This is a genomic window from candidate division WOR-3 bacterium (assembly GCA_029858255.1).
GTDB lineage: Bacteria > Hydrothermota > Tepidihabitantia > SM23-42 > SM23-42 > SM23-42.
Map to the genome: position 1 here is coordinate 17,723 of JAOUFJ010000029.1, position 12,915 is coordinate 30,637.

General features: G+C 47.3%; 13 protein-coding genes and 1 tRNA gene. 9 read left to right on the forward strand and 5 right to left on the reverse strand.

Annotated elements, in window-relative coordinates; translation table 11 throughout:
- Positions 1 to 5: 5 nt before the first annotated feature.
- From rsmB to yajC, 4 genes are read right to left on the reverse strand one after another with little or no spacing between them, the layout of a single operon-like run.
- Complete coding sequence (gene rsmB, locus OEV79_10440; GenBank protein ID MDH4211850.1) at positions 6 to 1,262, reverse strand: 16S rRNA (cytosine(967)-C(5))-methyltransferase RsmB; 1,257 nt, start codon at positions 1,260 to 1,262, stop codon at positions 6 to 8.
- Entirely contained in the window at positions 1,259 to 2,173 is a 915-nt protein-coding gene (gene fmt, locus OEV79_10445; protein MDH4211851.1) for a methionyl-tRNA formyltransferase, read from the reverse strand. The genes rsmB and fmt overlap by 4 nt, the downstream gene beginning before the upstream one ends.
- Positions 2,170 to 2,691 carry a peptide deformylase gene (gene def, locus OEV79_10450; GenBank protein ID MDH4211852.1) on the reverse strand — a complete coding sequence of 174 codons (522 nt, stop codon included), beginning with the start codon at positions 2,689 to 2,691 and terminating at the stop codon, positions 2,170 to 2,172. The genes fmt and def overlap by 4 nt, the downstream gene beginning before the upstream one ends.
- Positions 2,692 to 2,737: 46 nt before the next feature.
- Positions 2,738 to 3,043: a preprotein translocase subunit YajC gene (gene yajC / locus OEV79_10455; GenBank protein MDH4211853.1), complete on the reverse strand. Its 306-nt coding sequence runs from the start codon at positions 3,041 to 3,043 to the stop codon at positions 2,738 to 2,740.
- A 173-nt stretch (positions 3,044 to 3,216) separates the two neighbouring features.
- Here yajC and OEV79_10460 point away from each other — a divergent pair, with 173 nt between their 5' ends.
- The 9 genes from OEV79_10460 (at position 3,217) to OEV79_10500 (ending at position 12,107) form a co-directional block, all read left to right on the forward strand.
- The gene (locus OEV79_10460; protein ID MDH4211854.1) at positions 3,217 to 4,770 is read left to right on the forward strand and encodes an NAD(P)H-hydrate dehydratase; all 1,554 of its coding nucleotides are present in this window, start codon (positions 3,217 to 3,219) and stop codon (positions 4,768 to 4,770) included.
- Positions 4,771 to 4,776: 6 nt separating this feature from the next.
- Positions 4,777 to 6,237, forward strand: coding sequence for a hypothetical protein (locus OEV79_10465; GenBank protein ID MDH4211855.1), 1,461 nt, complete (start codon positions 4,777 to 4,779; stop codon positions 6,235 to 6,237).
- Positions 6,238 to 6,277: 40 nt separating this feature from the next.
- Positions 6,278 to 7,000, forward strand: coding sequence for a twin-arginine translocase subunit TatC (gene tatC / locus OEV79_10470; protein MDH4211856.1), 723 nt, complete (start codon positions 6,278 to 6,280; stop codon positions 6,998 to 7,000).
- A 155-nt stretch (positions 7,001 to 7,155) separates the two neighbouring features.
- Positions 7,156 to 7,228, forward strand: a tRNA-Ala gene (locus OEV79_10475).
- Positions 7,229 to 7,245: 17 nt separating this feature from the next.
- The gene (locus OEV79_10480; GenBank protein ID MDH4211857.1) at positions 7,246 to 8,457 is read left to right on the forward strand and encodes a tetratricopeptide repeat protein; all 1,212 of its coding nucleotides are present in this window, start codon (positions 7,246 to 7,248) and stop codon (positions 8,455 to 8,457) included.
- Entirely contained in the window at positions 8,454 to 8,816 is a 363-nt protein-coding gene (locus tag OEV79_10485; protein ID MDH4211858.1) for a hypothetical protein, read from the forward strand. Before OEV79_10480 ends, OEV79_10485 begins: the two co-directional genes overlap by 4 nt.
- Positions 8,816 to 9,322 (forward strand): HNH endonuclease, encoded by a 507-nt coding sequence (locus tag OEV79_10490; GenBank protein ID MDH4211859.1) that lies wholly within the window; start codon positions 8,816 to 8,818, stop codon positions 9,320 to 9,322. Before OEV79_10485 ends, OEV79_10490 begins: the two co-directional genes overlap by 1 nt.
- Before the next feature lie 20 nt (positions 9,323 to 9,342).
- Positions 9,343 to 10,629: a hypothetical protein gene (locus tag OEV79_10495; protein ID MDH4211860.1), complete on the forward strand. Its 1,287-nt coding sequence runs from the start codon at positions 9,343 to 9,345 to the stop codon at positions 10,627 to 10,629.
- 122 nt (positions 10,630 to 10,751) lie between these two features.
- Positions 10,752 to 12,107, forward strand: a complete 1,356-nt coding sequence (locus OEV79_10500; protein ID MDH4211861.1) for a hypothetical protein — start codon at positions 10,752 to 10,754, stop codon at positions 12,105 to 12,107.
- A gap of 26 nt (positions 12,108 to 12,133) precedes the next feature.
- On the opposite strand, the gene purH is transcribed toward OEV79_10500, so the two are convergent.
- The coding region (gene purH / locus OEV79_10505) for a bifunctional phosphoribosylaminoimidazolecarboxamide formyltransferase/IMP cyclohydrolase (GenBank protein MDH4211862.1) at positions 12,134 to 12,915 on the reverse strand (782 nt) is incomplete at its 5' end.

Here is a 12,915-nt window from a genome sequence, read left to right on the forward strand (position 1 = left end):
GACCTTCAACCAGTTTTCTTCAATCTCGCGGCGAAGATACCATCTGTGTTGTAGTCACAAGGAAGTACTTTGAGAAACTCGTCACCCTGAGGCGTGAATTTCTTGGCCGGCTCAATCTCGAAGTTTGGATTATCCTTTAGAAAAAGCGCGATGACATCCTCGTTTTCATCTGGCAGTATGCTACATGTGGAATATATCAGTGAACCGCCCTTCTTCAAAAAAGTAGCAGCATTCATCAGTAGATCATATTGCAGTTTGGCCAACCTCATTACTACCTTCTTGTTCACCCGATCCTTCACCTCAGGCCTCTTGGCTATGACACCCGCGTTCGTGCAAGGTGCATCGACCAACACCTTGTCAACATCCTCTAATTTGTAGTAACGACCGTCAGCAATAACAGGCTTTATTATGCTTATACCCAATCGAGCAGCATTCTCGACCACCAATTTCAACCGCTCATTGCTTATTTCCACCGCAACTATCATGCCATCATTGTTCATCAACTCAGCCATATAGGTCGCCTTGCTGCCTGGTGCCGAGCAGAGATCGACAACCTTTTCTCCTGGCTTTGGATCAACGAGGTGGCAAACTAAACCCTGAGCCTCGTCGTGGATAGAAATATATCCCTGTTTCATCAACGGGCTATTGATTATTAAACTTAGATGATCAACTGATTTAAATTCTGAAAACCAATTTGCAGACCTGTATTCCAACCCACTCAACCTCAATCTCTCCTTCGCTTCCTCGACGCTATTCTTCAGCAAATTGATCCGGATGTAAGGCGTGGGACGTATCTTGAAACAGTCGATAATCTTCTCGCCCTCCACCTGATAAGCATCCATAATTTTTCTGAAGACCCATGCGCGCGGTTCGCGCAATACCTGTACTCGTTTATTCCTGATGACCCCCCGCAGCACTGCATTGATCAAACCTTTTTCCTTTATGGTTCGCCCGAAATTAACCGCTTCATTGACTATCGCGTATATCGGGATTCTATCAAAAAACAAGTACTGATAAACAGCGATTCTCAGAACATTCTTCAACGTCGAATCCAGTGAGAAGAAATCTCCGGTAAGGGTCTCCCTTACTATCTGATCTATCTCCTCACGGTGTCGAAGCGTACCAAATGCCAGTTCGTTGGCCAGCTGCCGATCCTCATCTTTGAGCTCGTTCTTTTCAAATATCGCCGCCAGGGCATCCTTTACATTCTTCCCCTCTTCAACTTCACAAAGCGCACTTAGCGCTGCTTCACGTGCAGTCATCCTACAACCTCTCCTTTTTGTATGCGGTACCCGTTCACAAAATCAAGTGCCGATATGATCTTCCTACCTTCGGGTTTTAATTCAAGTAACACGAGCGATCCATTGCCCGTACCAACATATAACTTCCTACTGTCTACCAAAAGTTTACCAGGCGTCAGGCTCTTATCTCCGAGCTGCGCCAGTGTTATTATCAATTCTTTGTTGCGGAAATGAGTCCTTGCCCCTGGCAACGGAGACAGCGCCCGGATATGGTTGTATACTGTCATTGCGTCCTGTTGCCAGTTGATCTTCATCTCCTCTTTCTTCAACTTGGGGGCATATGTTACCGCCCCCTCCTGCTTGACTGGATGGTAGTTTCCCACTTCCACGGTACGGATGATTTCAACAATCATGTCAGCACCCAGCCGAGCCAGCCTTTCGGATAACGACCCGCATGTATCATCTTTTTCTATCGGAATCCAACGCTGCGCGAGAACTTCTCCATGATCTACCTTTTCGTCCATAAAAAAAATCGTGACCCCCGTCTTCTCCTCGCCCGCCATGATGGCTCTCTGAATAGGCGCAGCTCCACGATACTTGGGCAGCAACGAAGGATGTATATTAATTCCGCCGATACGAGTAACATCGAGAACCTTCTTACTCAGTATATACCCGTAGGCCGAAAGCACGTACAGATCCGGCGCTAACGCTTTCAATTCGTTGACGAAGGCATCGTTGTTTGGGTCTTCCGGCATGTACACCTTCAATCCGACGCTTTCTGCCCACCTTGCGATCTGCGGCAGCGTGTTTTTCAATCCCCTACCTTTTGGCTTTGGTTTCGAGATCACAATTGCTGAAACCGTGTACTCATCATGTACTTTTTGCACAATCGGCATTGAGAAATCAGTGGAACCAAAAAAGATCACTTTCATAATCCGCCGCTTACCTTCACACCCTTGCTGCTATCCTCGAGGTATTTTTCGACCTTCTCTTTTTCAGCCCCAGCGGCATGATCGATTATGAGAATTCCATCCAGATGGTCTACCTCATGCATGACCGCACGCGCCAGCAGTCCACTCAGCTCAAGCACAAAATCCTCATTGTAGAGGTCTTTGGCATATACCCGAACTCTTTCTGGACGTGCTATCTTCAGGTACAAATCGGGAAAACTCAAACAGCCCTCTTCATCGACTATTTCTCCCTCTTTGTGCAACACAATTGGATTAATGAAAACGATAGGTTGTGGATTTTCGTCACTGGGTGTTGTGTTCATGACAAAAATGCGATACTCAGCACCAATCTGATTTGCCGCAAGCCCAACACCATCTTCAGCGAGCATCGTTTCTACCATTCCCTCGACCAATTTGAAAACGTCCTCTCCAATCTTCTCCACCGGAGACGTTTTCTTTCTCAACCCTGGAGTGGGATATTTCAAAACTGAATATGGCACGTTCTACTCACTCCCTGCAGCCGAATGCTGCAAACCCCCGCTGCTTCTAGCTACCGCTTGTATTCAGCTTGCTTACGATGTGTCCCTTTTCTAATTCTATCTTTATACCATCTGCGATCAGAAGAGTAATAGTATCATCCTTTACATTTGCAATTGTCCCGCGTATGCCTGATGACGTTGTAACACGATCGCCCTTCTGCAACTCGGAAATCAATTTCCGATGCTGCTTTTGTTTCCGCTGTTGCGGTAGGATTAAAAGAAAATAGAAAACAACAAATATAAGAATCAAAGGAAGCAGTCCCATTATTGGATTACTTTGCCCCTGACTCTGACCAATTAGCAAAAAACCCATTTTTTTCTCCTTTGCACATTATACATATAACGAGCGCTAAGTCAACCCTGTGTCTTAGTTTTTGACAGCACAACCACTGAGCCGTTTACTGCGATATCTGCATTGAAAATGACTTAACTGGCGTGAAATTCATTCAATATTGACTTTGACCTCTTTTTCCATAGAATCTTTTTATGAGAGTTGTCACGAACGCTGAGATGAAGAAAATCGATGGATGGGCGATACGGCAAATGGGCATGCCGGGACCCGTCCTCATGGAAAACGCCGGACGCGGCTGCGCCGAGGTGCTCCAAAAGTACTTCGATCTTCCGGACCTCAAAGTCCTTGTCATTTGCGGCAAAGGCAATAATGGCGGCGATGGTTTCGTAATTGCACGCCATCTTCTCAACCGGCGCGCACGTGTGAAAACGGCACTCCTCGGGCGGGAAAGAGAACTCAAAGGCGATGCTCTCCGCAATTTTCGGTTATTGAAGAACGCGAATTACGAAATTATCAGTGCCTCACGCATCGCGCAGCTACGGACCTTGAATCGGGAGTTCCATCCGGATGTCATTGTTGATGCCGTATTCGGTACCGGGTTCACCGGTATTCCGGAGGGGATATTTGGACAGGCGATCGAGCTCATGAACGAATCTGACGCATTCATCCTATCAATAGACATACCTTCGGGCATCAACGGTAATGATGGTCAATGCACAAAAACGTGCGTGATCGCCGATGCTACGGCGACCATGTGTCTGCCTAAACGAGGGCACTACCTTTTTCCGGGAAGGGCGTTCTGTGGGGAACTGCATGTTATCGATATCGGTGTTCCGTATTCCTTGATCAACAATGGTTTCCCCAGGACGGTTGAGTTCGAAGATATATTCTCTCTCTTGCCATTTCGGCCGCCTGACGGTAACAAAGGCACTTTCGGCAGCATTCTCGTCATTGCTGGTGCGCGTGGCTTCTGTGGAGCGGCGGCGATGGCCTCTCATGCAGCGCTGAAGGCAGGTGCCGGGCTTGTCCGCCTGGCCGTGCCGCGCGGCATCATCGGTTCATTAGAAACCAAACCACTCGAAGTTGTCAAAATACCTCTCGAGCAGACCGATGCTGAAACCATCAGTCCTGCCGCCATTGAAGATCTCAAACCGTTCCTCAAATCAAGCACAGCAATCGTGGTCGGTCCAGGCATCACGACAAATCCAGAAACTGCCGTCTTCATAAAAACACTACTGACTCAAATACGTGTGCCCTGCATCATCGACGCTGATGCGATCAATATTATTGCACAGAACCCGGAAATAGCTAAGAAAATTCACGCCCCTGTGATCATGACGCCGCACCCGGGTGAACTCGCCAGGTTAATCAGATCAACGCCCCAAATGATTAATCACAATAGGTTCGATATCGCAACCGAATATGCAAGAAAATTCAATTGTGTGCTTGTACTAAAAGGCGCACCCACACTGATCGCCGCCCCCGATGGAAAGACTTATGTGAACACGACTGGTAACTCCGGGCTCGCAAGCGCAGGTTCGGGTGATGTCCTGGTCGGATTGATCAGCGGGTTTGTGGCGCAAAAACAATCACTACTCCATGCTGCTGTGACCGGAGTGTTCATGCATGGCTTGGCTGCAGATCTGGCGATGGAGGAAAGCAACGAATACGCGTTGACCGCCGCAGATTTGATTGAATACACACCGCGGGCTTTCAATTATATCCTCAGGAGAGAATTTGAACAATAACACGTGATGGTTGGCCTTATTCTTTGTTTCCTGATACACTCGAATGTCTACCCACAGAATGCACTCTGGGATCGCTATACCATACTGGCTCCACTCGGTACGATCAAATCGCTGGCAACATCCAATCAGAATATCTTCGCGCTCAGCGATGATTATCTACTACTCATCAACAAGAACAGTCTCGAACTAGAGAATACAGTATATATCAACCGTGGTGCCCAGATGGTTGGTTACGACAACTACACTACCGACCTCTGGATCGTTTGCAGCGACAACATAATTCGGTTTTCAACAGCTTCCTTCAACATACGTGAATTTCCCATTCATTTTCCAGTCAACAGATTCGCCATCGACGCGAATAATCTATATATGGAAACCGTGAAAACCCTTGAGAAATATTCACTCGACAAAGTGATCGGTACCCTGACCAAGATCAACTCGTTCCCGCAGAATCTCAATTGGCACAAGAGAATATCGGATGCGGAAATGCGGCAATATCCCTTTCTGAGTCCTTATTATTACAGCGACGATATAGAGATATCGCAAACGCCGTTCGAGCAATACCCGATCACGGCACTTCACGATGATGGTATGTACTTGTATGTCGGCACTCACCGCTACGGAATCCTCAAATACAACAAGATATCCTGGCAGAGTCAACGCATAATCACTGGACCTCTTGATTCTGGCATCAAAACGATCAGAAAAGTGGATGGGAAAATTCTCATTATATCTAAATCGGGCATATCCTACTTTGCAGCCGACACCAGAAGCTGGCATTACCAGCGGTTCAGAGATTTGATCACCGACGTCATTTCCTACAATGATGACGTCTACATTGCGCAGCGCAATCGCGTGCTTAAAACCACGGGCAGCATGGAATTTCCTACCGAAACGTTCAGCGAAGATGTCCTAACTCTTCAGAACGACAACAGGAACATATACATTGGTACACGCTCCGGTGCATTCAGGATCATAGAAGGCAGCGGCGAAGCGATGCTTTTCGGCCCAACTACGGGAGCAGTCTATGCTATACACCCAACGCCGCAGGCCGTTTATGTGGGCGGAGAATTCGGGCTGTACAAGTACGAAAAAGAGGGCGGTGAATGGTCCACCCAGTTCAACTTCGGCACCAAGGATATCGTCCAGGTACACGACAATATCTATATACTGGGAACAAATAATCAGATCATTCGACTCCCTGCCCCGGTGGCTGATTCGATGCCGGATAATACGGGCTGGGATCTCCTCCCTTACTTCAATATCTATGATATAGATACGGATGGTGCTGTAATTTACTGCGCTACATACTCGGGCATATATTACTACGACCCGGGTAGCAAATCCTACCGCATAATATACAACCTGCCGCGAATACAATATGAACATGTATATGTAATCGATGACCGGCTCATGGCAATATCCGACAACATTGTCTATCTGCTACCTCTCGAATATCGGGATTGAAGAATCTGGGCATTCCATCACGCAAGGGGATAAAAAAAGCATGCCCGTGAACGAAAAAAGAACGTCCTTCATTGAGCATCTTGAAGAACTCAGAAAAAGGATACTCTATTCCATCGGCGCGGTTACCGTCTTTACCATCGCTGGTTTCTTCTTCGCAAAGAGATTCCTGAACCTGATAATTCAGCGGGCGGCGCTCGAGACGACATATTTCTTTGCCCCTGCCGAGGCTTTTGTTGCCCAAATAAAAGTAGCGCTGTTCTTGGGCGTCGTCGTTTCCTTCCCCTTCATTCTCTATCAGAGCTGGTCATTTATCGGGCCAGGCCTCACAAGCAGCGAGAGAAGAATATCACTGAGTTATATTGGAACGGGGATGATGTTGTTCGCGGTCGGTATCATTTTCGGGTACTACATACTAATACCCTACGGCCTGAAATTCCTCCTCTCTTTCGGCAGTGAAACGATCCAACCGCTAATGAACATCGGCAAATACCTTAATTTCTTTATCTGGTGTTTGCTTGGCAGCGGACTGCTGTTCCAGCTGCCTTTGCTTTCATTCTTTTTGATGAGGCTGGGCATTGTCGACGTTGACACGATAAGAAAACACAGGCCCGAAGCGATCGTTGCCGTCCTGATACTTTGCGCTGTCATCACACCGACGGGTGACTTTTTCACACTGCTGCTACTGTCTGTCCCCTTGCTGTTACTCTTTGAACTCAGCATACTGGCAGCAAGGCTGTCAAAGACCCGCCGGCAGGCTAATTAGACCAAGAATACCCCTACCCGCGTCGCGTGACAGCCAGGAGAAGCGATCCCGCGCGACGAATAACAAGAACATATCAAATTCCTAACTTCAATAATTTACGCTTGACTTTACGCACATTCACAATATAATTTGCTTGATTTTGCGGAAATAATATCGGGGCCGTAGTTCAGTTGGGAGAACGCTTGACTGGCAGTCAAGAGGTCACGGGTTCGAATCCCGTCGGCTCCATCGGATTGGAGGATAAAATGCAAAATACACTCAACAAGATGTGTCTTGCGGCATTGATCGTCGTAAGTTTGTTTGTTTGGTGTGCGCCAACGCAAACTGTGAAAGAACCATCGGCCCAAAAAACGACTGAAGAAAAACGAATAGAGGCCGAGCAGTACTATTCCATTGGTTTTGAGTATTACAAGCATGGTAATTATGACGAGGCCATCAAGTACTTCAAGAAAGCCATTGAAACGATGCCGGAGTATTATGCCGCCTACATCGCCCTTGCTAAGGGCTATCGAGCCAAGAATGATATAGTTACCACCGAAGCCGAGTACAACAAAGCAAAGACGCTCGACCCGAAGGATTCGCGTTCCTACGAAGGACTCGCCGCCTTGTATACTGAGTTGCAGAGATTCGGTGATGCGATGTCCGAGTATGAAAACGGGTTAAAGATCGATCCGAAGAACGTTAATCTACTCAATGGGATGGGCTACGTGTACACAAAAATGCAGAATTACACCAAGGCACTCGAATACTATAGTAGGAGCCTTGAATATGAGCCGGAGAACATAAACACCATGTTCGCAATTGCCGATATCTTCGTCGAAACGAAAGAACCAAGAAAGGCAACCGAGTATCTTGAAGCCATCATCGAGAAAAAACCCAACATCGTTGAGGTTCGTGAAAAACTCGCTCAGACTTATTTCGAACTAAAGAACTATGACTCAGCCACCAGGATCTATACAGAGCTGATCAAAGAGCAAGCTGACAATTACAGGTACCACGTACAGTTGGGCGCCGTCTACGTTGAACAGAAGAAATTCCAGGCCGCTGAAGAAGCTCTGAACACGGCGCGCCGCCTTGCTCCTAACAGTGCGTCACCGATCTATCAACTGGTCGATCTCAACATCAAACGCGGCCGTTATAATGCCGCCGAAGATCTTGCGAGAGAAGCGTTGGCTGTAGAACCCAATAACCTTTATGCTTATCTTCTACTGGGTGACGTATATATACGCAGAGGCTTCGACGCTCGCAGCAAGTGGGAGCAGAACAAGAGCACAAGCAACTGCAGCGTCCTCAACGCAGCAATGAGTTATTTCAACACGGCGATCTCGCAATACACAAAAGCAAAATCCGACGCGCAGTGGAGTTATTATGCAAACAACGAAATAAAACGCAGTAATACGTGGCTCGACGCATTAAAGGAAGATAAGTGGTTTTACTGCAAGGGCGGATCACAATGAGCAGAGGTATCTCCGGTTTCGGTGTCATTTTCTTGATCATCATTCTTTTGCTTCTCGGCTATGTTGGGTATGAAGTTGGACGGGTACATTTCGGTTATGGCTCGATCAGTGAAAAGGTCGAGAACACCGTACGTATCGGACCGGTACAGAATGATGATATGATCAGAGAAGAGTTGATCAAAAGCGCAGAAGAGATCAAAGTGAACCTGGAACCGGACAGAATATGGATAGATCATTCGATCCCTGATTCATTCCGCATCTACATCGAATACGAAGACTCATCAAGCATCTTCGGAGTATTCACTTACAGTCGAAAGTTCGTAGTAGACAAAATTGCTCCCGTTCAAATGAATTACTGATGCTACAACTCCCGGTACTTCTTCTCAACCAGAACTACGAACCACTCACTATCCTCAGGTTGAGACGAGCAATAACATTATTGATCCTGGAAAAAGTAGATATGGTAGAGAGGGAGGACGGCAAGATCATGCATGCAATCAGTCTGAGCTACCGTGTTCCTTCAGTGATTCGACTGAGATACTACGTGCGCATAAAACGCAAGGAAATATCACTCACGAAGAAGAATGTAATGAAGAGGGATAATCACCAGTGCCAGTATTGCGGTAAGAGAACGGGAATGATGACCGCCGATCATATAATGCCCAAAGCCCTCGGTGGTGGTGAATCATGGGAGAATCTTGTTTGCGCCTGTCACGAATGCAACAACAAAAAAGGAAATCACAGCCTGGGGCGTGCCGGCATGCACCTCTTGAAAAAACCCAAAAGACCAAACTACTTCACCTTCGTGTTGAACGAGTTTGGCAAGCCCAATTCAAAGTGGCGGCCTTACCTTTTTCAATGTTGATAGACGCGTAATAAACATTGTTGCATAGCCTAGTATTATTCGCCATCTTCATCAACAGTCAATTTCCCCTCGTGGAAACGAGGGGAAATGTTTTTTTCTCATCACAATACCTGCTGAAGAACGCACCCACGATAACCGGCGAGCAGGATGCCGAAAAGTTGATATTCATAATCATTGCTAAATACAATAATACCGGGTTCCCGTTCTGCAGGATATATCCTGCCATGGTTGAAAATGATGCAGGTTCTTCGCAACTAATCTTGACGATCGATGAAGGTCCCAGGGTAACGATAGAGGATGTACTGATACGAACCGAAGGTAAAACCGACATTGGGGCTGCAAAACGACTGGCTGATTTTGAGACCGGCGAATATTTCTCGGCGAAGAAGACCGAACGAACCAAGAAAAGGTTGATGGAAACCGGCGCCTTTGAAAGAGTGGATGAAAGTATTCTCGCTCGCGATGGCCGTCATTACCTTATTCTAACGCTGCACGAAAAAGAGAGCGATCTGCTAATGCTATCCGGTTCTCTCAGTGGTGATGACAGGGAATTCGGGGCATCGTTTGCTTCATCCAATCTGCTGGGAACCCTCCGTAAACTGGATTTTGATTATGAATATCAACGGCTCTTCTCGATCAAGGGACAAGAACCCGTGCTAGTCGCTCCGGCCCAGATCGATGCAGAATTTTCCATCCTTACCTACGACAGTACCAGGCTGATAAGCGGACAGGTCAGATTTGGAGCACCGGTTGGCGATTACTTCAGCATTTCGTTGCTCTCCGGTTTTGAACTCGTCAACCACTATGAAAGCGACACGCTGATCTCCGAGAGCTCTGATAACCTTTTGGGTGTTGGCGTGGGTTTTGAATATACCGGCACTGGCTGGTCAACAGATCATCTACTTGGTGTTGATTACCTTTTTCGGACTGATGATCGCCTTAAATTCCTCTACGATGGCAGCTTGAATTTCTTGAGGATCACCATAAAACCACACTACCGTCACGTCCGGACCGATATTTTCGATTTTTTCGACTACGTAAGGATCGGGGGTGCAAAGGACCTGCGTGGCTACCTTGAAGATGAATTCACGGCAAAGCGGGCATTCTGGGTCAACCTTGAATACCACCGCCTGTTCATTTTCCCCCTCTTTGATATCGCCCGGATTGACGGCGATATCGTATATTCCTACGGCTTCGGGATCTCGGCAAAATCCCGGATAGCCGATGCTTCACTCATGCTCGCCTGGCCAAAACGAGGAACATGGTCAGACGGCAAGATACATCTCGCCCTCACCAGAGAGTTCTGATCGACAGAGGCGTTACGTCCACCGTGAACCGCTGTGCTCGAGGTCGGGGTGGATGACATACTTGCAAAATACGGCTCAATTGCTATAATAAAGTTCATAAGAATAAATTCAAGGAGGACAGAGTGCTTTTTTTATTGATGTTCACATACACTTTGCCGATAGACTCACCGATAATGGCAGACATTGAATATCTACAACTCAGGGGTTTCGTACAGATGACCGCCATAAAACCATACGATGTTGATTGGCTGATCGGTCAGATCGATGAGGTCATTATTAATGAAACCAGACTAAATAGTACGGACAGGAAGATAATTTCTGGCTTCTCACCACTTTTAACGAAGAACCCCGGTTTTTCATATTTGTTACATGTAATCGGCCAATATGAAAGCAATCCTGAGCTCTACTACGGAGCCCTGGATGAAAGGTTTGGCGGAACACTGTTCACTCACTTGAATTTCTCTCACGCGATGCGGATCAGGCGCGCGAATACGCTTGATACTCTCGGGCCCAAATCATGGAATGATTTCCAGAGCTACCTCAATGAAGGGCTCGTAAGTTTTACCCACAAGAAGATCAAACTGGACGTGGGCCGTCGTGATGTGTTCTGGGGGGCTGGCGCCGAGCACGGCTTGCTTCTCTCTTCAGCAGCTCAGGGATACGACGGGTTCCTTCTTTCTGTTCCAGGACAACTTTTGGAATTCCACGGGATGTTTTCTATTCTTGATGCAGCGAAATCCAGATTTCTGTCTGTCCATCGCCTCGGATTGAACCTCAGGGGATTTTTGAAAGTAGGTTTTTCAGAATCTATATTATCTGCCGACTCCCTCGAACCGTCTTATCTTAATTTCTTGCTTCCCTTCTATCTTGCACAATGGAGCAGCTATCGTGATGACAACATCATGTGGGCCCTCGATTTACAGCTCCATCTCTTCAATTCGATATTCTACGCCGAGTTATTGATCGATGACTACATGTACGAAGATGACCCATACCCAAATAAACTCGCATACCAGGTCGGATTGAAATCATTGATAGCAAGATCTCTCATTGCACACATCAATTATACGTTTGTTGACAAATGGGTCTACACACAGCGTCAGCCACAAAACGTCTACGAGCAACGAGGGCGCTGTCTTGGTTTTCCTTTGGGCAACGATGTCGATGAATTATCGCTTGCACTAAAATACGTTAATGCTTACGGCATATTCCCACACCTCTCTATCGACTACATTAGAAAAGGTGAAGGTAGCATTTATATTCCCTACGAGGACGAAGGGGGAACCATAAATCCGGCATTTCCCTCAGGCGTCGTCGAGAAAACACTGGAGATCAAATTAGGAATCGACTACAAATTCCGTCGGAATCTCCATCTGGGAATGGAAATTGGCCGATTACAGCGGGACAATGCCGACCACATCACAGGGAATGATACGGAAGATACGGTTTTTGACATATCTTTGTGGGTAATTCTATGACGAGGTCCGGAGACGATTAAGACATATCAATGCCTGAAATGCCGTATATGAGTAAAAACCATAGCAATATCGTGTTCATCACAGGCTTCGATAACCTCACCGTCTCGCTTTGACCCGCCGGGCTGAATCACCGCGGTGACTCCACCTTTTGCCGCCGTGTCAATACCGTCACGGAAGGGAAAGAACGCATCCGAGGCCATGACAATCCCCGCGCTGCGCTCAACCGACTGCCGGAGTGCTATCTCAACCGCCCCGACCCTTGATGTCTGACCGGCGCCAATACCTACTGTCCGTCCTTTTATGGCAAAGACCACGGAATTCGATTTTGTCCATTTCACAACTTTCCATGCAAATTTCAGTGCTGCGGTTTCGTAATCATCAGGCGGCCGTTTCGTGACAACTTCCCAGTCCTTCAGATCTGCCCCGTCCCGTTCCTGAACCAGAATTCCGCCGAACACCGGACGGTATACCACAGGCTTGATCAACTCCGGGTTCAATTCAACGATGCGGAGATTCTTCTTCGTCCGCAAAATCTCAAGTGCCTTTTCATCGAATGCCGGCGCAATGACGACCTCAAAGAAATGTTTTGTGATCAACTCGGCCGTGCCCGGCTCCAATTTTCTGTTCAGACCAACGATCCCGCCGAAGGCTGATACTGAATCAGCCATGTACGCCCGTTCAAACGCCTCAGACTGCGTTTCTCCGACCGCGACACCGCAAGGTGTCTGGTGCTTGATGATTGCGCAGGCGATATCTTCACTGAAATCATTCGCCGCCCCGAAAGCAACATCAGCATCAAGAATATTGT